Origin of the sequence: Microcoleus sp. B5-D4 (genome assembly GCF_036705145.1) — a bacterium.
Lineage (GTDB): Bacteria > Cyanobacteriota > Cyanobacteriia > Cyanobacteriales > Microcoleaceae > Microcoleus.
On sequence record NZ_JAUBTV010000104.1, the window covers coordinates 1 to 22,839 of the forward strand.

Annotated in this window: 19 protein-coding genes; 9 read left to right on the plus strand and 10 right to left on the minus strand. The window is 45.5% G+C overall.

Features of this window, described 5'->3' with window-relative positions:
• The first annotated feature begins 167 nt into the window (after positions 1-167).
• The 4 genes from QUB10_RS30045 (at position 168) to QUB10_RS30060 (ending at position 4,938) form a co-directional block, all read left to right on the plus strand.
• Positions 168-1,172 carry a hypothetical protein gene (locus QUB10_RS30045; RefSeq protein ID WP_333206848.1) on the plus strand — a complete coding sequence of 335 codons (1,005 nt, stop codon included), beginning with the start codon at positions 168-170 and terminating at the stop codon, positions 1,170-1,172.
• A gap of 451 nt (positions 1,173-1,623) precedes the next feature.
• A complete protein-coding gene (locus QUB10_RS30050) occupies positions 1,624-2,805 on the plus strand; it encodes an RtcB family protein (protein ID WP_333206849.1) in 1,182 nt (393 codons plus the stop codon).
• A 230-nt stretch (positions 2,806-3,035) separates the two neighbouring features.
• On the plus strand, positions 3,036-4,181 hold the full coding sequence (locus QUB10_RS30055) for an AAA family ATPase (protein WP_333206850.1): 1,146 nt from the start codon (positions 3,036-3,038) through the stop codon (positions 4,179-4,181).
• A 1-nt stretch (position 4,182) separates the two neighbouring features.
• Positions 4,183-4,938, plus strand: a complete 756-nt coding sequence (locus QUB10_RS30060; protein ID WP_333206851.1) for a hypothetical protein — start codon at positions 4,183-4,185, stop codon at positions 4,936-4,938.
• A gap of 125 nt (positions 4,939-5,063) precedes the next feature.
• Here the strand turns inward: QUB10_RS30060 and QUB10_RS30065 are convergent, their stop codons facing one another.
• Positions 5,064-5,435 (minus strand): DUF4278 domain-containing protein, encoded by a 372-nt coding sequence (locus QUB10_RS30065; RefSeq protein ID WP_333206852.1) that lies wholly within the window; start codon positions 5,433-5,435, stop codon positions 5,064-5,066.
• 243 nt (positions 5,436-5,678) lie between these two features.
• Positions 5,679-6,023, minus strand: a complete 345-nt coding sequence (locus QUB10_RS30070) for a BON domain-containing protein (protein ID WP_333206853.1) — start codon at positions 6,021-6,023, stop codon at positions 5,679-5,681.
• 166 nt (positions 6,024-6,189) lie between these two features.
• Between QUB10_RS30070 and QUB10_RS34340 the strand changes: the two genes are divergently transcribed.
• On the plus strand, positions 6,190-6,399 hold the full coding sequence (locus tag QUB10_RS34340; protein ID WP_445300802.1) for a chemotaxis protein CheW: 210 nt from the start codon (positions 6,190-6,192) through the stop codon (positions 6,397-6,399).
• 3 nt (positions 6,400-6,402) lie between these two features.
• On the opposite strand, the gene QUB10_RS30075 is transcribed toward QUB10_RS34340, so the two are convergent.
• From QUB10_RS30075 to purC, 8 genes are all read right to left on the minus strand, one after another.
• Complete coding sequence (locus QUB10_RS30075) at positions 6,403-7,665, minus strand: DNA cytosine methyltransferase (protein ID WP_333206854.1); 1,263 nt, start codon at positions 7,663-7,665, stop codon at positions 6,403-6,405.
• A 136-nt stretch (positions 7,666-7,801) separates the two neighbouring features.
• Entirely contained in the window at positions 7,802-8,974 is a 1,173-nt protein-coding gene (gene lpxB, locus QUB10_RS30080; RefSeq protein ID WP_333206855.1) for a lipid-A-disaccharide synthase, read from the minus strand.
• Between the two features lie 9 nt (positions 8,975-8,983).
• The gene (locus QUB10_RS30085; RefSeq protein WP_333206856.1) at positions 8,984-9,586 is read right to left on the minus strand and encodes a Uma2 family endonuclease; all 603 of its coding nucleotides are present in this window, start codon (positions 9,584-9,586) and stop codon (positions 8,984-8,986) included.
• A gap of 41 nt (positions 9,587-9,627) precedes the next feature.
• Entirely contained in the window at positions 9,628-10,422 is a 795-nt protein-coding gene (gene lpxA, locus QUB10_RS30090) for an acyl-ACP--UDP-N-acetylglucosamine O-acyltransferase (RefSeq protein ID WP_333206857.1), read from the minus strand.
• 114 nt (positions 10,423-10,536) lie between these two features.
• A complete protein-coding gene (gene fabZ / locus QUB10_RS30095; RefSeq protein ID WP_333206858.1) occupies positions 10,537-11,058 on the minus strand; it encodes a 3-hydroxyacyl-ACP dehydratase FabZ in 522 nt (173 codons plus the stop codon).
• 86 nt (positions 11,059-11,144) lie between these two features.
• Positions 11,145-12,002: a UDP-3-O-acyl-N-acetylglucosamine deacetylase gene (lpxC, locus tag QUB10_RS30100; RefSeq protein ID WP_333206859.1), complete on the minus strand. Its 858-nt coding sequence runs from the start codon at positions 12,000-12,002 to the stop codon at positions 11,145-11,147.
• A gap of 174 nt (positions 12,003-12,176) precedes the next feature.
• Positions 12,177-14,555, minus strand: coding sequence for a BamA/TamA family outer membrane protein (locus QUB10_RS30105; protein WP_333206860.1), 2,379 nt, complete (start codon positions 14,553-14,555; stop codon positions 12,177-12,179).
• 185 nt (positions 14,556-14,740) lie between these two features.
• Positions 14,741-15,469, minus strand: coding sequence for a phosphoribosylaminoimidazolesuccinocarboxamide synthase (purC, locus tag QUB10_RS30110; protein WP_333206861.1), 729 nt, complete (start codon positions 15,467-15,469; stop codon positions 14,741-14,743).
• Between the two features lie 399 nt (positions 15,470-15,868).
• Here purC and QUB10_RS30115 point away from each other — a divergent pair, with 399 nt between their 5' ends.
• The 4 genes from QUB10_RS30115 (at position 15,869) to QUB10_RS30130 (ending at position 22,721) form a co-directional block, all read left to right on the plus strand.
• Positions 15,869-16,300: a response regulator gene (locus QUB10_RS30115; RefSeq protein ID WP_333076249.1), complete on the plus strand. Its 432-nt coding sequence runs from the start codon at positions 15,869-15,871 to the stop codon at positions 16,298-16,300.
• 124 nt (positions 16,301-16,424) lie between these two features.
• The gene (locus QUB10_RS30120; RefSeq protein ID WP_333206862.1) at positions 16,425-19,838 is read left to right on the plus strand and encodes a response regulator; all 3,414 of its coding nucleotides are present in this window, start codon (positions 16,425-16,427) and stop codon (positions 19,836-19,838) included.
• A gap of 214 nt (positions 19,839-20,052) precedes the next feature.
• Positions 20,053-22,380, plus strand: a complete 2,328-nt coding sequence (locus QUB10_RS30125) for a DNA phosphorothioation-associated putative methyltransferase (protein ID WP_333206863.1) — start codon at positions 20,053-20,055, stop codon at positions 22,378-22,380.
• 155 nt (positions 22,381-22,535) lie between these two features.
• The gene (locus QUB10_RS30130; RefSeq protein ID WP_333206864.1) at positions 22,536-22,721 is read left to right on the plus strand and encodes an SMI1/KNR4 family protein; all 186 of its coding nucleotides are present in this window, start codon (positions 22,536-22,538) and stop codon (positions 22,719-22,721) included.
• The last annotated feature ends 118 nt before the right edge of the window (positions 22,722-22,839 follow it).

The window sequence follows — 22,839 nt, forward strand, 5'->3', positions numbered from 1 at the left end:
CCTACCGAAACTGGTCTAAACTAACTATGTCATTCTACCACAAATATAGTCTGTCTACTTACGCCGAGCTGTACTAGTCGTTTTCCTACATAAATCAACCCATTAATTCCGAGTGGGCGACTATCGTCAGTGGCGATCGCAAAAAAGTCACTTTAGTCGAGCGCAACTTGTCGCCAAAATACGAATACCAGCTTCCCGATGCAATTAGCTGTTTAGCCATCAGTCCCAAAGGCGATTTGCTGGCAGCAATTATGGCCAATGGCAATCACTTAGCAATTTTGACAGCAGAAAACCAGCTAGTTTTTGAAGAACAGCTACCTAACCCTCCTGTTAAAGTTTCACATTTGCATAACAAGAATGGATTTCAGGACTGCTGGTTTGATGCAGACGGCGTGCGTTTTTGGTGCATGAAATTAATTGAAATGAAGCAAGTCGAGATTCAAATTCGCGATACCAGTTCGTGGCAAATCCAGCGACAACTTTTGCTCAAAGACCCTCTTGGCGCCGGCAGTTCTTTCTCGTTTCACCCGCACCCAGAAAATCACATTTTAGCTCTTTATGCTGCTGCCGGTCAGCACGGACAGCAAATCTACTGCCTTTATGATGATGGTACGAGAATTCATGCCGTCGAGGTTCCCTGTCTCTATGACACAGCGCCTCCAGAATTTCATCCTGCTGGTGGCGAATTTGTGGTTATAAATAATTACGATCGACAAATCAGCCGATTCAGTTTTCCTGACTGCAATCTACTTGGAATATGCGAATGCCCTTGTCCTGATTCGGATGACTGGTTTAGGTACTCTATGTGCTACCTATCAGACGATCGCCTTCTAATTGACACGGTTCAAGGAAGAATGTATTTAATCGATCTTAAAAAAATGGAGATATCAGATGAACTGATTTTAAGCGGTCATGAACCGCGCTCGTGTAAAGAACTTTACCCTACTCTCAAGGATGTTGAAGAAGGGCTTTGCAGCGACTTGGACTGTTTTTATCGATTTGATTCAGATAGCATTCTGTCCGTTCACTCACAAGTCCTGAGTCAACAACCTGACTCTAAACAGAAGACATTAGTTATCTTCGGGGGAAAAGAGTTGTTTGGTTCGCTGGCGAAGGTACAAGAATCCGCACCGTACAGTAAATTATTAATTCAATCTTTAGGCATTTCTTAAGGATTTCCAATACAGGACGCTTCTTGTGCCGTGTTAGCTTTTGACTCGCTTTCCCGCAGTCCGGCAGGGGTTTCAACCCCTGCCTCATAGCGAAAGTCGGTTAAAACCGACTGTAGATTTTGACGGGAAGTGCGAGGGATTTTAGTCCTCTTTCAGAGGACTTTAGCTATGAGACTGGGAATTCATTCCCTGTCGGACTGTCGGTTAAAACCGACTGTAGAGTTTGACGGAAAGTGCGATCGATTTCAGTCCTCTTTTAGAGGACTTTAGCTATGAGACTGGGAATTCATTCCCTGTCGGACTGTCGGACTCACAAACAATATCGGTGCTGCATTTGATGTTAAGCTGACGCACCGTAATAAAATCAGCCAGTAAGGTGAATTTGACATCATAAATTATTTATGCTACAATATATACTACAGAGTAATCAGCAAAATAAATCTCAATAAAAATGCCCTACGAAAAATTAGACATATCAGCCCCAAAACCAGTATTATCTTGGGCAAATCACGCCCTAGGCGAAAAAGAAACCAAGATGACCGCAAACGTAGCATCTTTGCCATTTGTATTCAAACACGTCGCACTAATGCCCGACGTACATTTAGGAAAAGGTGCTTTAGTCGGTTCAGTAATTGCCACAAAAGAAGCGATTATTCCGGCTGCTGTGGGCGTTGATCTTGGTTGCGGGATGGCTGCCATTAAAATGCCTTTCACCGCCAACAAATTAGAAGGCAAACTCAAACAAATTCGCCTCGATATCGAAGCCGCAATTCCCGTGGGATTTGCGGAAAACAAGGAAGTAGAAAAAACTGTCACCAACTGGCAAGGATGGGGCGAGTTTAAGGAACTTCATCAAGGCGTGCAGCACCAAAACAATAAAGCCTTAAAACAAATGGGTTCCCTCGGCGGCGGTAATCATTTTATTGAGGTTTGCGTTGATACTGAAAACTTTGTTTGGCTGATGCTGCATTCCGGTTCTCGCGGCATTGGAAATTTGCTCGCACAGCAGCACATCGAGACTGCTAAAGATTTAGCTAAACTAGCAGAAATTAATCTGGCTGACAAAGATTTGGCTTATTTTGTAGCGGGTACGCGCGAGTTTGCCGCTTACTGGCACGATTTGCAGTGGGCGCAAGATTATGCTCGTTTTAATCGCGATGTAATGATGAATCGGTTTAAGCGAATTGTGGAAAAGCACGTCGCGGGCGGCAAATCTGTTAAGCCGTTATTAGAGGTGAATTGCCACCACAATTACGCGGAAAAAGAGGTGCATTTTGGGGAAGATGTGTATGTTACTCGCAAGGGTGCCGTGCGCGCGGATGTAGAGGATTACGGGATTATTCCGGGTTCGATGGGGGCGAAATCTTTTATTGTTAAAGGGAAGGGAAATGTTGAGAGTTACTGTAGTTGCAGTCACGGTGCGGGGCGCTTGATGTCTCGCACTCAAGCAAAGAATGTATTCACTCTTGATGATTTTGTGCGGCAGACTGAGGGGGTTGAGTGCCGGAAAGATGAGCAATTTTTAGATGAAATTCCGGGGGCTTATAAGCCGATTGATGAGGTGATGAGTCAGCAGTCGGATTTGGTGGAAGTTGTGGCGACTTTGAAGCAGGTGGTTTGTGTCAAGGGGTGATGGTGATAATCAGAAACCGGGTTTTTTACGAAATTACTGCATTTGAGCCTTGAACGCTCGTGAAAAACCCGGTTTCTTTTTCAGGAGTGGGTCTCCCAAAGTCGGTATTGACACAAGGCTTCTTAATGGTTTATAAATAAAGCGTAGAGCTTATAATTATCCCGAATATTACTTGATTGCAAAAATGCAAATACGTTGGGTCATATGAACAATAAAAACCCTTTTAAATTATGAAGATTATTTCACTTAGACTCAAAAATAATTTTTGGGAGTGGGATTTTGATGAAATTAAGTTTTCATCAAATTTAACCCTTTTAGTAGGCGTATCAGGTGCAGGCAAAACCCAAATCCTGCGTGCCATTATCGATTTAAGACGTATTGCAAATGGAAAAGCTATAAATGGGTTTGAATGGAAAATCAGATTTTCTACGGTAAACGGTACTGAATTTATTTGGGAAGGTGGTTTTGATACTGTTGAAACAAATGAACTAAGTTTTGAGGATGATGAAAAAGAAAAACAAGATGAGCGAGAAAAATCTTCTTTAATTTATGAAAGATTGACCTCAAACAATCAGCTTTTAATTCTTCAGCGAGATTTGGAAGAAATTAGGTTTAAAAATAGCCCAATGCCTAAACTTTCTTCGCATCAATCAATGATATATATTTTGAAAGAAGAAAGTGTGATTAAAGAAGCCTTTGATGCTCTAAATAAAATAGAATATCGCGATCATACAATAAACGGTAGGCGTTTTATAAACTCAAACCAATCTTTGCAATCGCTCAAAAATAAATACAAAACCTTAGACAGCATAGTCAATAGTGATGAGGATATTAGAACTAAACTATATCTGACTTATGAAAACAAGTTAGATATTTATGAAAAAATAAAGTCACGATTTATTGACATTTTTCCACAAATCGGAGATCTAAAAGTTGAGCATTTTAAAACTGACATCTTGCCTAAAGCAATTGCTGGGAAAATTCAGCCTGGTATTTCTATAAAAGAGAAATCTGTACCAAAATGGATTAGAGAAGATAGGATGTCTTCGGGGATGTTGCGTACAATTATTCATATAGCCGAAATGTTTCTGGCAAATGAAGGTTCGGTAATATTGATTGATGAATTTGAAAATAGTTTAGGGATAAATTGTATTGACATCTTGACTGATGACCTGATTCACGAAAATAAAACCTTACAATTTATTGCAACAAGCCATCACCCTTACATTATCAATAATATTCCGTATGAATATTGGAAAATTGTGACTCGACAGGGCGGACATATTAGAATTTGTAATGCCTCCGATTATCATTTGGGTAAATCTAAACAAGACGCATTTATTCAATTAACCAAAATTCTCGAAAAACAATCATAGTATGAACTTCTATTTTGTATTTGAAGGGAAGACAGAACCGATTGTTTATAAAAAGTGGTTATCTGTACTTCTTCCAGACTTGACAGAAGTGGATAGTTTTGATGCTGTAAATCAGAATAACTATTATTACGTAAGTGATATGGGCGTTCCTAGTTGCTACAGAGTTGCTGCTAATGCTATCCAAGATATTAACGGTTTTCCTAAATATAATTACTTGGTACTATTTACAGATGCAGACCGTTTTACAGTTGCAGAGAAAAAAGCGGAAGCTGATGAGCAAATTAAGTTAGAATTACAAGATAAACCTTTTAAAACATTACCGGAAAATTGCCAACTAGAAATTATTGTCCAGAAAGTTTGTATTGAAACTTGGTTTTTAGGCAATAGGAATTTCTTTGTCAGACATCCACAAAATAATCCAACTTTGACACAATACATCGAATATTTTGATGTAAGCAAAAGTAATCCCGAAGACTTAGCTAGTGAATTTGTGCAAGATGAAGAAAATACAAAGGATATTTTTGGATATAAAACAAAAGCTCTGTTTCATGAAGGTTATCTTAGAGAAATTTTCAAAGAGCGTAGTTCTGCGTCAAACAAGAGTTTTTCTTACCGTAAATCTAAACCGATGGAAGTACAAGAAGAATATTACCTTAAACAACTGATAGCGAGAATTGAGGCCAATTCTGATCACTTACTTAGTTTTCAAGAATTTATAAAGTTTTGTAGGAAAATTAATGGGCAACCAAATAAATAATACATCGCCGTGCGCGCTGTGGGGAAAGGAGAATTCGATCGCACAAACAGCATCAAAAGGGGGAAATTGAGATTAACTCGATTTCCCCCCTCTTTACAAACGCTTTGTTTTCTGAAGCTTTTTCTCTAACACACCATGTGTCTCGACTCAATTTCTAGCAAGCGCAGCAGTGTTTCATCGCCCTTGGCTTTGGCTGCTTGCTTTCTACGATCGAGAATATTGCAAAGATTCGCTTGGTGCACCTGCGCCACTTCCACAACTGTTGGGTAATATTCCCCCCTCGCCGAGGCGCGAGCTGCTGCGACATCCCGATCGCCCGATTGAGCATCTCGCTTTTTGGTATAGTTTGGGCCGCCGTATTTTTTGGGGTTGGGAATGTGTCTCGGATACCGATAGTTCCAGTTTTGCCCCCGGTATTTGCCCGCGACTTCGCCTTCGACCATATCAACTGTCGGAATGTCGTACTCGTAGTTTGAACCGCGATAAGTGAGTTTCATATTTTTTGATCCTTATATTTATGGAGATAAAAAGGGCAGTCAGGTCAGGGTTGGTTTTCTGGGCTAAAACTTTTTTAGTTTCTGTATTCAATTATACGGTTTTTTGAGATGAATCGGTTCTATTTACAAAAATTAATATTTGGAGGGGGGAGACGGCAAGAAAAAACCCGCCGCAGCGGGTTTAATCGAGTTTTTGACTAATTCGAGCAGCACCCGGAGCGAAACTGCTTCGGTTCCGCAGAACTAGCCAACTGTCACCTGATCGGTTTGCACGTTTGTTGCGCCTTCTTCAGCAGAGGCGATCGCCACCAACTTGTCGAGAATTTCCTGACTGGGAACTTGACCTTTGAGAACAACCGTGCTGCTGAGCTGAGCCACATAAACAGTCTCGATATCAGCAACTTCTGGATCGCTGTCAAAAGCTAAAGCCACCCTCTTCGCGAGGCCGCTTTCGTCAAAATTTCCGTCTGGGCCGACTTTAGCAGGAGCGATGGATTGCGCTTGTGCTGCTTGCTGTACTACTTGTGCCATCGGTTCAGCCGGGGCTTCAGGCTTTTCGAGTCCGAACAGTCTTTTAAACCAACCCATAGTATTTGAGTCTCCTGAAAATACACTTTTTACACAATAGCTCTAGAATTCCAAAAGACTCCTAATTGTTGCAAAACTCAGCGAAATTTATCAAAATGTTTTCCGGCACACTTTCACGATCTCAAATCTCCTCTGATATCCAGATGTTTATTTGGCTATTTTATGTATGGGAGGCTACGCCTTGGATTGCAGATCAGTAGTCGAAATAGTTCCCACTTTTACCTTGAAAAAACTGCACAGCGCGCCGGAATACATTCCCGGTTTGTTTAACTACTGGGGACATCTCGTGCTGGTCATCGAACTGTGTTCACTGATACAGGCGACGCTAAACCCGCGCTTAATTGGGGGTAGCCCTGCATATACGCTGTCAATCTAATTCTTAACTTTTGATATAATATTGTTCTGCTTCTGACCAATTCAGTTTAAGCAACGAATCATCTCCCCAGGTTAGTTTGAGACTCGGCTTAATTGCTTCCACGCCCAAAGCGCTAATAATCTGCGCTGCGACAGCTTTCGCCAATAGCGGCGGTACAGAATTTCCGACTTGGCGAAAACCGTGCCATTTTGTGACGTGAAATCTAAACCAGTCAGGATAGGAATGCAGTCGCGCAGCTTCTCTGACTGTAATGCACCGAGGGGCGATCGGGTGAATCGGCCTCGGCGAAGTATAAGCCCCCCTCGCCCTGTCGGTTCCGGCCCTGAGAGTGTTGCAAACTCCGTCGGGGTGAAGCTTGTAAAAACGGCTGATCGGCTCTTTTTCGCCGTGTTTTGCCGCCTGAAACCTTTCCATACATTCCTGAGAATGTTTAGTTCGTAAACTACAAGAGAGGATTTGTCGATCGTACTCGCGATCGTAGGAATAATCATCATCCAAACCATCAATTCCGCGCATTATACTCGCATAAGTGCTGCACTTTCCGTACTCCGCCCTGACCCAATCTCGGTGCAGCAACTCGCTGTACTTTTCCACATCCGGCAAATCTCCAATCGCATCCCAAACTGTCGGGACAGCAGGTAAATTAATTTTTTTATAGCGTTTAGGAATTTTAATTTTGGGCAGTATAGTAGTTTGCTGAGGGTATTTTGGTAGCTCATAACCTTCTTTGCACCCAATCAAAAACAATCGTTTGCGAGCTTGTGGCACTCCATAGTTAACGGCGTTGAGAACTTGATAATTTTCTTCTACTTTATAGCCACATTTCAGAAAAGAGCTAATTAAAACATTCAGGAGTTCTTTGTGTTCTCCTGATGCAATTCCCGGCACATTTTCCATTACAAAGAACTTGGGTTTTAGCTCCAAAACTAAGCGCTGAAAGTGAAAAATTAGAGAATTTCGTGGGTCGTCCACATCGCGCTTGCCCATCATGGAGAATCCTTGACAGGGCGAACCGCTGATTACTACGTCTATCTCGCGCCGCCCGATCGCCGATTTTTTCCGAATTTCCGATCCCGTAAGCTGTGTGACATCTTTGCACAGAATAGAACACAGCGGGAAATTAAACTCGTGTGTGGCGCAGTGAATAGGGTCAATTTCGACTGATGCAAGTACATCAAAACCTGCTTGTTCAAAGCCCAGAGTCATGCCGCCCGCACCTGCAAATAAATCAACAGCGATCGGTCGCTTTTTCCGATTGCTTGGCATAACATTTCAATAACAAAGTTGCTTTAATAGAAATTAAGGAAATCAACCGCTTTTCTGGTAATAAATCGTGGGTTTGTCCACCAGTCAGCCACAAAGGAACCGGGTTTATACATAACTTTTAAATACAAAAAATGCTTTAATAAGCTGTATTTAATTTGACATTTTTCATTATTTCTGCAGCAGCCCGATCGCACACACCCACATCTCCGAGACTTTCGCGCATTTCCCGATAACCTGCCAAAGTTTGCTGGCGTCGATCGGCATTTTGCAGCAATTCCAGTGCGTGATTCACTATATTTTCCGCAGTCGCCTCGTCTTGCAGCAACTCCGGGACGATCGGCTTCATTTGCACCAAATTGGGCGGAGACATAAAAGGAATCGAAAATTTCAGCACGTGGCGAGCAATAACCGCCGTAATCGGACTGACGCGGTAGGCGACAACTTGCGGAACGTCGAGCAAAGCTAGCTCCAGATTAACAGTACCAGATTTAGCGATCGCCAGATCGGCAGCAGCCAAGATTTCCAGAGTTTGATTTTCTAACAAAGTAGCCCGCAAACCGTAATTCTCGATCGCCTGTTCGATTTTGCTGCGAAAAGCTTGATTAGCAAGCGGAATCCAAAAATGAACTTCCGGCAATTTAGCTTGAATAATTTGAGCAGCCTCAAATATAACCGGCATCAGGTACTTGAGTTCTTGGTGTCTGGAAGCGGGAATTAGGGCGATCGACACCTGTTCCGGCCCAATTCCCAAAGTTTTGCGGGCAACTTCCCGGCTGGGCGCAGATTGCATTCTATCCACCAAAGGATGGCCAACCCAACTCACTTCGGCTCCTTTTTTTTGATAATAACAAGCTTCTTCGGGGAAAATTGCCAAAAGTTGGTCGCAAATATTGACAATCAGATCAGTATTGCGAGGAGAAATCGACCAAACCCATTCTTGAGGTGCGATGTACCAAACCACCGGCAAATCAGGCAAACAGCGGCGGATGTAGCTGCCAATACCGAGATTTGGAGTCAAATAATCAATCAATACAACAGCATCGGGGCGGAAGTTTTTGAGATATTGTTTAGCTTTTTGCTGAACTTGGATCGTTGGCCAAATATACGGCACTGATTCTATAAGGCCCATAGAACCAATGCCCAAAGTATCGCCTAAAATAGTAGCCCCAGCTTCCGCCATACGAGGGCCGCCCAATCCTGTTATTTCTAACTCCAAACCAGCCGCGACAGCGTGACGTTTTAAGGCTGCAACTAACAAAGCTCCTTGCAAATCGCCCGAAACCTCACCAGTGCTGATAAAAATTTTCATATTGTGAATTTATACAGGTGAGATGTTGGCTAATAACTCGGTAACAGCATCATATTGATCGGGCTCCTTAGCACAGCGTAGCAGTAATTCTAAGTCCAGAGCGGGAAGGAATGTACTCCGGGAAATCTGCTCATAATTTTCACCTGTTAAGTAATAGAGAGATAACTGACTATTTTGCCAAAACCAGACTTCCCGAACTCCCAATCTTTTGTAGAACTCTAGAGTATTTATCCCGCCACTGGTAATTACCACTTCAATAGCAATATCTGGGACTATTTTTTGGGTTCCTATATCATAGGAATCATCCGGCTCTTTTCTACCGCCTAATTCTCTGTTACCTAGAGTCGGGCCGCCCTTGCCGTAAAATCTAATCCCATTTGCTCTCATATATGCCTCTAGCAGCATACAGAGAGTTTTCTTGATTATTTCGTGTTCGGGCGAGACAGTCATAATTTGCAGTATTTTATCGAGATAGAAAAATTTCACACCTCTGACATCTTTAAAAGCTGCTTCTATCGCTTCAAATTGCTCCCAACTAACATCTGATAACCTAATGCAGCCATCTTGTTCTGTTTCAGGGTATGTAGATTTGACTGAAGTATATACATTCATAGGGCAACAGTCGCTTAGTTCATAGGTTTATTCTACCTCATTCACTTCTTGCCTGGAATCAAACCGCGCCGCCCTTTGGTTATAGACTGCTGCACAAATCTCCGCAGGTGCTGCAAGTGGGCGTTTTCTGGCAACAAATCCAACTGTTCCAAAGCTCGATCGAGAGTGTAGCCAGAACGGTATAAAATACGAAAAGTTTTCTTCAAAACTAGCAAATCTTCTGCAGTAAAACCGGCGCGTTCGAGGCCTATTTTGTTGATTGCTCGCACTCTCGAAGGATTCCCCTCGACTAGCATATAAGGAGGTACGTCTCGATCGATCCTGCTCAAGCCGCCCACCATAGACAAGCGGCCGATGTGGACAAACTGGTGAACGCCCAAAACACCGCTCAATCGGGCTTGAGACTCGATTTTAACGTGTCCGGCTAAGGCTACAGCATTGGCGATAATTACTCGATCGGCGATCGCGCAATTGTGTCCCACATGAACATAAGCCATCAATAGATTATGATTGCCAATAGTCGTGCTTTCTCCGGCTCCAGTAGCGCGGTTAATTGTCACGTATTCCCGAATGAGATTGTTGTCGCCAATTTTCACCCTAGTCAGAGAACCCTCGTATTTCAAATCTTGAGGTTCCAAACCAATCGCCGCACCGGGGAAAATTTGATTGCGAGCGCCTATTTCTGTTAGCCCGTCGATAATTGCATGAGCGCCAATCTTAGTCTCCGGCCCGATTTTCACTCTTTCCCCAATTACAGCATAAGCTCCCACTTCTACAGTCGGGTGAAGTTCAGCGCGGGGATGAATCACAGCAGTTGGGTGAATCAAAGTAAGCATTTTTCAGTTGTCAGTTGTCAGTTGGCTGTTGTCCGTTGTCTGTTGACTGTTGGCTGTTGTCTGTTGGCTGTTCTTAGTTATAAATTACCAATTACCCGTTACCAATTCCCCAATTTAATCTACCATCGAAAACGTCAATTCCCCTTCACAAACTTTTTGTCCATCTACTTCAGCCAGAGCCTGCATTTTTGCGAAGCGGCGGCGTTTTACCCACAGCAATTCTACAGTCATTAGCAACTGATCGCCCGGTACAACCTGACGACGGAACTTGACTTGATCAATTCCGGTAAACATCCACAATCCTTGCTTGATGTCAGGCAACTGAGCCAGAACAATACCGCCAACTTGAGCCATCGCTTCGACAATTAATACTCCAGGCATAATCGGCCGTCCGGGGAAATGCCCTTGAAAATGCGGTTCGTTGAAAGTCACATTTTTAATTCCTACAGCCTTCTCCGACGGCACGTAAGCAACAATCTTGTCAACCAGTGCAAAAGGATAGCGATGAGGCAATAATTTCTGAACTTCTTCGAGAGTAAAAGTAGATTTAACCGCTGGAGAATCATCACCGTTCTCGGTGGGAACGGATTCAGAATTAGCAGTATTGAGGGTGTTAACTTCAGTCAGCGTAGACATTACTTGAAGACTTTTGAGTGTGGTATTGCAGAAGGCAGAAGTCAGAAGGAAGATGCAATCTTAACAGAATATCACCTTGTTTTTTCCTAACTTTTATCTAGGGTAGCTAGAGCTTGCGATTTCAGGGCTTGGGCGAGTTGGACGTGCAGGTTGTGACTGGCTTTGTAAGCCAAGTAGTGAGCTTTTGGCCAAGTTCCGAGCAGACTGAGGTCGCCTACTAAGTCTAGGATTTTATGGCGCACCGGTTCGTTGGCAAATCTCAAAGGCGGGTTGAGCCAGCCGGATCGATCGCAAACTAGGGCGTTCTCTAGGGTACCACCTTTGATCAAACCTGCTTGTCGCAATTGGTCAACTTGGCGAGCAAGTCCAAAAGTGCGGGCTGGGGCGATCGCCGTCGCAAAACTTTCTGCTTCTGGCGACCAACTGTACCATTGATTGCCGATCGCCTGTTCCTCAAAATCAATTCCGTAACTAAATCGAGTTTCGGCTAACGGTAAAGCCGCTGCAAAAGCATCCCCGTGACGCACCCAAATTGGATTTTCTAGGACGAAGGAGGAAGTGGGGTCTTGCTTCGATTCTTGAGGAACTAAGCCGGTATGGGCGATCGCCTCTACCCAAACCAGAGCCGAACCGTCCAGCAGAGGTACTTCCGGCCCATCAACCTCAATTCGAGCATTATCCGCTCCCATCCCCGCCAAAGCGGCTAATAGATGCTCTACAGTGCGAATTTGAGCATCGATACCAGCCAGTTCAGTTGAAAGTGCAGTCTGACAAACTGCCTCAATTTTTGCAGGAATTATCGGAGCACCGGGCAAGTCAATTCTGACAAAATAGCGGCCTTCCCCAACCTCTGCAGGCAAAACTCGGACGCGAGTTGGTTCGCCGCTGTGCAAACCGATTCCCGACAGTTCAAATTCAGATTTTAGGGTACGTTCAATAATCATTAGTCATTAGTCATTAGTCATTAGTCATTAGTTAGTAGTCATTAGTTAGTAGTCAGTAGTTAGTAGTCAACTGTCAACTGTCAACTGTCAATTGTCAAGCCAACTGTCAACTGCCAACTGCCAACTGCCAACTGTCAACTGTCAACTGCCAACTGCCAACTGCCAACTGCCAACTTAGAATCGCTCACCAATCCCAAAGTGAATTTGATTGTCGCCGGTGTCGTTGATACCGTAATCGATGCGGATCGGCCCTAAAGGAGATTGAACCCGCACGCCGATGCCGTAACCGTAACCGCTACCGGGCTTTTCGCGGATACCTGCCGGGTCGCCCGGGACATCTTTGCCTGTGCCCAAGTCAGTGCCAGCATCCAAAAATAGCGCTCCGCCGATAAACGAAATAATCGGGAAACGGTACTCAACGCTGGCTTCTAGGAAGCTGCGCCCGGCTCCCATGTCGCCTTCGTCGTATCCGCGCACCGAGTTGGCGCCGCCCAAGGCAAAGGCTTCGTATGGAGGCAAATCTCCGAATACGGTGCCGCCCCTAAAACTGAATGCCAGGGTTTGAGGGCCGGCGGTAAAGTTAGTGTACTTGACTGGTAGGTACAAGCTGTAGCTGGCCCGCAGGCGGTTTAAGAGGATGCTGCCGGAACCTACAGGAATCGATTGTTCCATCCCAAATCTGAGCAGGGAACCGCTAGTGGGGCGGAGGGGGTCGTTGCGCCGATCGCGCACAACACCTGCTTGCAAAGTTGTCAAGTCATCCGAACCCGAATCGCTAAAACTCAACAGGTTGCCGAGTTCGTCCTCGGATTCGCGCCTGCCTTTGCGATCGGTAATTGAGACTCGCTGGTACTGCAAACCGACTGAAGCAGTCCACTCAGAATCGGCAAAAGGATTGCGCGACAGAGGACGGGTGAAATTGATGCCGGCCCCGGTGCGATTGATGCGGGGTCGATCCTCGTTGGGTAATCTGACTTCCCGTTCGCCGCCGTCAAAAATCACGCTGATCGATCGTCTTCTAAACGCATTAATCGTATAAGAAGTCCGGTAAGGATCGCCCGCAATCCAGGGATCTGTAAAACTCAAGTCAAACAGATTTTGGCGTTCCCCGATTTGTACTTCAGCCCCCAATTTCTGGTTCCTACCTCTCAAGTTTTGCTGCTGGTAACTCAGCGTACCGAACAAACCCGTCGCGGAACTCAAACCCGCACCCGCGGCTAGAGAACCAGTATTTTTCTCAATGACGTTGACAATTACCCTTGCTTTGCGGGGGTCAGTCGTTCCCGGTTCCAAGGCAAGTCGCACGTCTTCAAAAATTCCCAAACCAAACACCCGTCTCAAATCTCTTTCCGCCTTGGTGCGGTTAAAGATGTCTCCGGGCTTGAGTTCTACTTCGCGGGTGATGACAAACTGACGGGTGTTGCCTCCGATCGGCTGACCGGTGGCATCTGTTGCCTCTCCCTCCTTGTTCAGGAAGCGGACATCAACGGATTCGATCTGGCCTTCTGCCACTACCAGGGTGACAGTGCCGTCGTCTGCTACTTGCGGGGCATCAGTGATTTGGCCCAAAACATAGCCGTTCTCTTGATACCACGCATTAATTTTTTTCACTCCCTCTTCAAAGCGGCGGAGGTTGAGAATTTTGCCGTATTGATCGCGGAAGCTTTCGTCAATTACGCTTTGGGGCAGGACTTGCTGACCGGTGATTGTCACTCCCCGCAGCACCGGATTTGGCTGGACAATAAAAGTCACCCGGACGCCCAACGGGGTGTCTTCCGGTACTGCCCGCACATTTCTGAAAAAGCCTGTGGCAAAAATGGCGTTGATGTCTTGTTGCAGTTGGCTGCGGTTGGTCGTGCGTCCTGGTTGGGTGCTGATGACTCGGTAAATTTCGGTTTCCAAGTCTTCCGTCGCCCCGGTGACTGTCACTTCTGCAACTAGCACTTGCGGTTCTGCCGCCCCTGCGGGTGCGGGGGTTTGTCTCGGCTGCGGTGCCCGGCCAGGGGACAATGGGGGAACGGTGTTAGCGGGCGGTCCCGTCGGGGCCGGTATTGTCGGAACTTGGGCGTTTTGAGCGATCGTCCCTGATTCCTGTGGTTTCCCTAGCTCTGCTGCGATCCAGGCGGGCGTTACAGCCGCTTCCTTGGGGGGGAGCGAGCTGTCCTGTTGTGCCTGTGGCAGGGCGTTTTGGCTGCTAGATGCGGGGGAGGGGTTGGATGCTAGCTGGGGTTGGAGTTGAAGGAGCGGAGGTGAAACCGGGGAGGGCGGGTCTGTGACTTGGTTTGGGGGTTCCTCGCCTTCTCCTCTGGCAGGGGCCTCCGCTATTGTTAGGGCTTCCTCTTTGCTAGTTTTAGCGGCTTTGCGGTTTTGAGGAGGGTTTTGGGTTAATTCTGGAATGGGGCGATCGGGTAATTCGATCGACGGGGCGGGTACAACGGCAGCCAAAGCTTCCTCTGCTGATTCAGAGTAGGATGTTTGGCCGGAAGCAGAATTTGATAACCCGAATGTTGCTGAGGCAGTAAAAACTGCCACCAATACAGCAGATAAACGCATTTTTGTTCACTTTTTTGGGCAATCCACACACCACATTAGTCATTATTCATTAGTCATTAGTCATTAGTTATATAAGTCGGTGGAATTTCGCGCTGACCGCTAATTGATGACTGTTGACCGCTGATTGCTGACATCGAAAACAGAAGGGTGACAAACTGTGCAATTCTAGCGCATTACCAAGGCCTCTAGACTTTCTGAGCGAGAACCCGTTGGAGAACTTGCTGGTAAGCGGTTTCTACCGATCCTAAGTCGCGGCGGAATCGGTCTTTGTCCATAACACGGGCGTCGGGGTCTGCTTCTGCGTTGTCCCAGAGGCGGCAGGTGTCGGGACTGATTTCGTCGGCGAGGATCAGATTTTGATGTTGGTCGATACCGAATTCTAGTTTGAAGTCTACCAGGGTGATGCCGCACTCGGTGAAAAATTCTTTGAGTATTTCGTTAATTTCGCGGGCGGCGATTTCTAGTTGGTCTACTTGTTCGGGGGTGGCTAGCTGCATTAGCAGCAGCCTGTCGCGGGTCAGCAGCGGGTCTCCCAAATCGTCGTTTTTGTAATAAAACTCCACCAGCGGCGGGTTGACTATTGTGCCGAGGGCGAGTCCGGTTTGCTTGCAAATACTGCCGGCGGCAATGTTTCTGACGACGACTTCCAAGGGCAAGATTTGGACGCGACAGACTCGCATTTGGTTGGGGGCCGGCGTGTCGATGAAGTGGGTGGGAATGCCTTTGGCTTGTAGCATCCGAAACAGGTGGGCGGATACGGCGCAGTTGATTTCACCTTTGCCGACGATGCTGCCGCGTTTCTGGGCGTTAAAGGCTGTGGCGTCGTCTTTGAAGTGGGTCAGCAAAATTTCGCTGTCTTCGGTGGAGTAGAGGATTTTGGCTTTGCCTTCGTAGAGTTTGCGATCGGCTGACATGGCGATTAATAATAAGGTAGATGAATTTTAGATTTTACAGTAGCTCGATCGGGTGTTATTGGCGAGTTTTTGGATCTCGGCTGCACCGCTCATTCTCTGACCAAGAATTTCTTGAGGGTACAAGCCCCCAGATTTATCCGTGGAATCAATCCAAAATCTAAAATCTAAAATCCTCAAGCCCCCGCATTTATCCGTGGGGTCAATCCAAAATCTAAAATCTAAAATCTAAAATCGAATGAGGGGCGAGTACCCCTGCCAGTAGATACCGTCATCGGCCCCGGCATAAATGATTCTTGACAAAGGACAATAGAGATTAAACCTGCTGGGTTCGCGATCCGTGCTGACTAAACCTCGCCAACGAGACGGGCGCTTAAAAAACATCTATAAAATGGCTGATTTATGCAAGACAAAAAAATTCATATTCTCTTGGTAGAAGATGATGAGGTTGATGTGATGAACGTCCGGCGAGCTTTCAAAAAAAATAACATCGTCAACCCCCTCTACATTGCTGCCAATGGATTAGAAGCTCTCGCTATATTGCGTGGAGAAGGAAAAATAGATCCTCCAATGCCTCAAGCGCGCCGGTTGATTTTGCTGGACTTGAATATGCCGAGAATGAGCGGGATCGAGTTTTTGCAAGAATTGCGACTGGATGAATGTTTGAGGTCGATTCCGGTAATCGTCCTCACAACTTCTAATGAAGATAGAGATAAAGTAAAAGCTTATAATTTGAATGTAGCGGGCTATATTCTTAAACCTGTGACTTTTTCTAACTTTGTGGAAGTGATGGCTACCCTAAACAGATACTGGATGCTGAGCGAAATTCCCTAAATAAGAGAAAATTTAACAGGAAAAGTTTCAAGGTGGCTTTGGTGATTTTTCAGTTGTGCATTTATTTTAATTACTTTTTGTTGTAGGCCTCAGCTTTTTCGGAGTAATCCACAATTCGGTTCTTATGGACAAAATTCTCACAATTCTGATAGTTGATGACGATGCAGTCGATCGCATGGCGATCAAACGCTTGCTCAAGTCCGCTGGTGTTTCGGCAGAAGTTACTGAAGCAGAAGACTGCGCGGATGCCCTGGCCCAACTCTCGGTCAGCAAAAATTCTACTCAGGCTACCGCAAAACTCTCCAAACACAATAAATCTCAACCTTTAAGCGAGGTTGATCATAAAGAAAAGGGGCTGCTATTAAATCAAATATTTGAGTGCAAATTTGACTGCGTATTGCTCGACTACGGATTGCCGGACGGAGACGGGCTGAGTTTGGTAAAAAATCTACGAGAAGCTGGGCTGAAAGTTCCCTTAATTGTGCTAACAGGTCAAGGCGACGAACAAATTGCTGTAGAATTGATGAAGGCAGGAGCTTCGGATTATATCGCTAAAAATAAGCTTTCTTCCGATAGTTTATCTCGCAGTTTGTACAATGCCATGCGCGTTTATCGCGCCGAATATCAGGCGTTTCATACCAGTCAAAAACTCAAGGAAAGTGAGGAACGGTACAGGTTAGTTTTAGAGGGAGTGAACGACGGAATTTGGGATTGGGATTTAAGTAAAAATGAGGTTTATTGGAACGATCGCCTTTTGGAAATTATCGGTTTGTCGCGAAACCAATTTGGCAGGACTATGGAAGCTCTATACAACCGCCTGCACCCCGATGACAAGGAGGGAATCGTCGCGGCGATCGCCGCTCACTTGGAACAAGAAATAGACTATAATGTAGAATTCCGGCTGCTACACTCGAACGGTGTTTACCGCTACTGCACTTCTCAGGGAAAAGCTCAGCGGAATTCCCAAGGAAAACCGCTGCGAATGGCCGGCATGATTAGCGACATTACTGAGCGGAAACAGGCGGAATATGCTCTGGAAAGGGAACGGCAGCAACTGAGACAAATTATTACTTGCGTGCCTGTAGCAATGGCGATGTTTGATACACAAATGCGCTATATGGCTAACTCTAAAAAATGGGTTAGTCAATTTAATTTAAAGTTGCCGTCTCTGAATAATTTTAGCCATTACGAATTGTTTCCAGATACACCGAATCGCTGGAAAGTAATGTATCAACAAGCGCTCAAAGGTCAGGTAGTTTCTGTGAGCGAAGATGCCTGGGAACGAGCCGACGGATCTGTTCTGTACCTGCGGTGGGCTGCTCACCCTTGGTACGATCCAGACGAGAAAGTCGGGGGAATTGTGATGGTTGCCGACAAGATTAATGAGTTGGTGGAAGCGCGGGAAACTGCCTTAGAAGCTAGCCGGGTGAAGTCGCAATTCTTGGCGAACATGAGTCACGAAATTCGCACTCCGATGAATGGGGTTTTGGCAATGGCTCAATTGCTGCTGCGCGCTCCTCTGGAACAGAAACAGCGGGACTGTGCTCAGACGATTTACCGCAGTGCTGAACATTTGCTAAATGTTATTAATGATATCCTCGATTTCTCTAAGATTGAAGCGGGAGAAATGAGGCTGGAAAAGTCTAATTTTGATTTGGATATTTGCGTTGAGTCTGTGATAGAAATTATAGCGCATTTGGCAGAAGAAAAAGGTATTGAATTGCATATTTTAGTTGACAGTTCGGTGCCGAGAAAGTTGGTGGGCGACGCAGGCAGATTGAAGCAAGTTTTGCTTAATTTGACGGGTAATGCCATAAAATTTACCGATCGCGGTCAAGTTCTAATTCACGTAACGGTGAAACAGGGCAACCGACTGGCAGAGGGTAGACAAGAAGCAAGATTGCTCTTTTCGGTGCGGGATACTGGCATTGGAATTTCGGCCGAAGGGCAAACAAAACTGTTCCAATCTTTTTCTCAGGTAGACGATTCTCCTACTAGGCCTTACGGGGGGACGGGTTTGGGTTTGGCTATTTCTAAGCAATTAGTGGAGATGATGGGAGGGGACATTGGAGTTCGCAGTTTGCTAGGCAGCGGTGCTACTTTTTGGTTTACTGTACCTTTGGAAAAACAGTTGCCAGTTGAGCCTCATGATCCCGAACTTGTGGGCAAGAAGCTGTTAGTAGTCTCTGGAAGCGCTTTGAGGAGGGCAGCGGTGCGATCGCTCGCTCAAAGTTGGGGGGCCCGCTGCGATGAGGCAGAAACTGTTGCTGAGGCTTTGAGTTGGGTGAAAAATGCCCAGCGCGGGATTTCTCAGAATTCGGGGGAGGGGGAAAAAAGCTGGGATGTGGTGCTTGTGGACTTGCAAATGCCGGAGTTGGATGCGGAAGAATTTGCTAGGAAAGTGCGATCGACCTCGACAGTTGGCTCGTTAATCGCCATGACTGCTTTGCGGGAACAGCCGAAGGCTGAATCGCTTTGCAGTCATGGTTTTAACGGATATTTGATCGAGCCGGTGCGGCCAAGTCGCCTGCTTGAGGCAATGGCGCCGGTGAAGGGAACAGGAGATTTTGGGAGATTGGAGGCTGCTAATACTTGCAAGTTGCCAGCAGTTAATTCTCAATATGTTACTCCCAATTCGCCATCATCGCTGAGAATTTTGCTGGCGGAAGACCACCCGATTAATCAACAAGTTATTGTCGAACAGTTGGCAGTTTTAGGCTATCAGGCTGACTGCGTGGTGAACGGTCAAGAAGCGCTGGATTTGCTGGCAAAAAAAAGCTATGATTTAGTGCTGATGGACTGTCAAATGCCGGTACTTGACGGTTACAAAACGGCGCAAAAGTTGAGGCAAATCGAAGGAAGCGATCGGCATACTTTTGTGATGGCTTTAACTGCTCATGCTATGCCGGGGGAACGAGAAAAGTGTCTGGCGGCGGGGATGGACGATTATCTCAGCAAACCTGTAGATTTAGATGCTTTGGCGGCGGCCCTGAAAAAGTATGAAGCCCTAAATGTTCAGGGTGAAAATAAGTATGGAGTTAAAAGTATTAATTCGGACAACAAATCTCAATTAGCAACAAATTATACAGAAGTTGTGGAAAAAGCGCAGGTTGTGGCTGGGCCGGCACCAAGGGCGATCGCACTTCAAACTTGGGAACATAGAGACTACGACGGACTGTTCGACAAGAGCAGATTGGAGCAACTCGGACGAGTTAATATTAAATTGCCAGAGCGACTTTTGCAAGCTTTTGTGGCAGACGCCCAAGCTGATATGGCTGCTGCCAAAATAGCTGTAGAAGCTAAAGATTGGCAAGCTGTGGAATATCAAGCACACCGTCTCAAGGGAACTTCTGCTAATGTGGGAGTTGCTCTAATGTCGGATTTGGCCGCACAATTGGAGCATCAAGCGCGAGGCTTTCAATCTGAACCACCAGAGGTGGAATTGTTAAATATGGAGAGGATTGAGAACATATTAGTGAGTTTGTCCAGTCATTTAGTCCGGGTTCAAGAATTTGTGGAAACTCGAATGTTTGGTTAAGATATTACTCGCTCGGAGTCGATATTAGTCGGCGATTAAAATCGCCAGTACAAAAACGAAGTTTCTCTCGCTTGAGACTAAGAAATAAAGCGGTACGGTACGGAGGCTGCATCCTTAATATAAAAATTATAAGAGGGGAATTTTGTTTGTTTCTTTCTTCACTCCGTGTCCTCTGCGTTCTCTGCGGTTAATTTAAAAAATAATTAATTTAGCTATGAATTACGATACCAGTACAAACACTATTTTAGATAGCGATTCATTAGAAAATGATGAAAAACTTCTAACGCCTTTGATGACATTTGCTAGAGAAGTTTTATTGTATGAAAACGAGGCTATCTCTGAGCAAACTTCTGTAAATGCTGTGCCGTACCAGCCCGATGAAATCAATAATTTATGTGCTGACAATCTCCTAGCAAAAGTGGCTCGCTGCTGTCGGGAAAGCAAGGTGGGAAAAAAATTACCCACGGCTTTTTACGTTCACGTTTCGGCTTTGGCGACACTCAATCCTGTCCTCGGAATCTACGAAAATTGTGCCAGACGCACTCTCGAAAATATTGATGAAGCAACTTTAGTTAAAGTTTCACTCCATCAACCTAAAATCTCTTATCTTTTTTACCCTGATTTCGATACAGATGCTCATCCTGCTTTGCAAACCAGCATCCAAATTAATCTAGCAACAGGGGAAGTTAAATATTTCGATTACAGCAACAGCGAAAATCCCCCTGTTTTGCACCGTAAGGAAACTTTTGTAGCGGCGGATTATCCCAATTACGAAAAGTTTGCGAGGCTGACTCGCTGCGAGGAAAAGTGGGGACTGCTTGACAATACTAGCGTTATCGGCACTCGCAATGGTTGGCTCAAATATTTGGGATATTGCGGTGTAGAAATTCAAGATCATACTGTTGTCGAGCGTTTGAAACAGGAGAATAGTGAGCTATCAATTCCTAAGATCGAGCGACACAAAGCTGCAATGGTGCGCCACTCTCTTTCTAAACCCCTGCGTCTGGTTTTAGAAGCTGATTTAGCGAAGGACGGCGCGACTTTTTTTGACTACGGTTGCGGTTACGGCGGGGATGTTAAATATATTGCACAAGAGGGTTATGCTATTTCTGGTTGGGACCCATACTATCAGCCGGATACTCCGCGAATGTGTGCGGATATTGTGAATATTGGTTATGTGATTAATGTAATTGAATCTTTGGCGGAACGCCGAGAAGCTTTGCTAAGTGCTTGGGAATTAACTAAGAGTTTATTAGTTGTAGCGGCTCAAGTTTTGATTGATGATAGCGAACGAGGCCAAATTGCTTATGGGGATGGGGTGATTACTTCTCGGAATACTTTTCAGAAGTATTACGAACAGGAAGAGTTGAAGGTTTATATTGACCAAGTTTTGAATGTTGATGCAATTCCTGTGGCTTTGGGAATCTATTTTGTGTTTCGGGATGCAGCGGAGGGTGAAAGTTTTCGTGCTTCTCGGTTTCGATCGCACTTATCAACTCCCAGAGTGCGATCGCAAGTTAAGCGGTTTGAGGATTATGCGGAAATGTTGGCTCCTTTGATGGCTTTTGTGAGCGATCGGGGCCGCCTTCCTGTTAAAGGCGAACTAGCGGAAGAATCGGCGATTAAGGAGGAATTTCACAGTTTTAATCGCGCTTGGAGGGTGATTTTGCAAGCAACGGATGCGGATGATTGGGAGAAAATCGCCGACAAGCGCCGCCAAGATTTGCTGGTGTATCTGGCTCTGAACGGTTTGGGCGATAGACCTTCAATGCGCCGACTCCCAGCTCAAATCCGCAACGACATCAAAGGTTTGTTTGACAATTATCAAAAAGCTTGCACTTTGGCAGATTTAATGCTATACAGTCTGAGCAAACCTGATATTGTGGCGGATTGCTGCGAAGATAGTGCGATCGGCTACAAACAGCCCGGTACTCTTTCAGTTCACGTCTCTGCATTAGAAGAACTAGACCCTTTGCTCAGGCTCTACGAAGGCTGCGCCAACCGCACAATTGGCAGACTAGACGGCGCGACAATCATCAAATTTTACGCTCGCAGACCTCAGATTTCCTATCTATTTTATCCCGATTTTGACACTAACCCGCATCCAGCCCTTCACACTTCTATGCACATAGATTTGCGCGACCTTTCTGTGAGCTATCAAGACTATTCTGATGTGTACAATCCGCCAATTTTAGTGAGAAAAGAAGCTTTTGTTACTGAGAGTTATCCGCATTATGACAAGTTTGCGAAACTCACCCGCCAAGAAGAAAAGTTAGGTATTCTCGATCGTGGCGTAGTTAAGAAACATCGGGAATGGATGAAGTGTTTGGAGGAAAATTGCGTTAAAATTAAGGATCATAAGTTGTTTTGGCGATCGAATGCTGACCCCGAAAAATTAAAAATGCTACAAAAAGCGGCGTCGGAACGTCAGGCGCGAAAAATTGAGGTTAATGCAGGAAAGAGTGAACGAACCGCAGAGGACGCAGAGGAGGGAAAAGAAGATGGACAAAAGGTTCAGATTGAAGCAGTTGAGCGTGGTTAGAATTGCTATAATCACCGGAGCGATCGTTAGAGTCGATAAAAAGTAGCAGGCAAAGAGAGTCAGCAACCCGCTTTAATTTTAGGCGGTTAAGACCGCTATCTCGCTCTCCTCTGAACTCTCGCATAGACTGAGTTTCCAGCTTCGGAAGTTTTCTCATGAAAATAATTTGGGAAAGAATTGATAATTGGCTGGCAGCCAATGCACCTCAAGTGCTGAAAACTCTCAGACCTGGCGCTACTGATGAGGAGATTTATCGGGCAGAAGCATTCTTTGGTGTAGAGTTTCCCGAAGATTTCAAGCTGTCTTACCGCGTGCATAACGGTCAGGATGAAGAATCTTAGTGCGATTCGTTGAAACGTGAATCACGGTAATCAGTCCGTAAATAACGTTTCCAGCCACAAGGCTGAACTCTCGGTCTGATAAGGGTGCAAGTCCCTTCTGCCAGACTCAGGCATGACT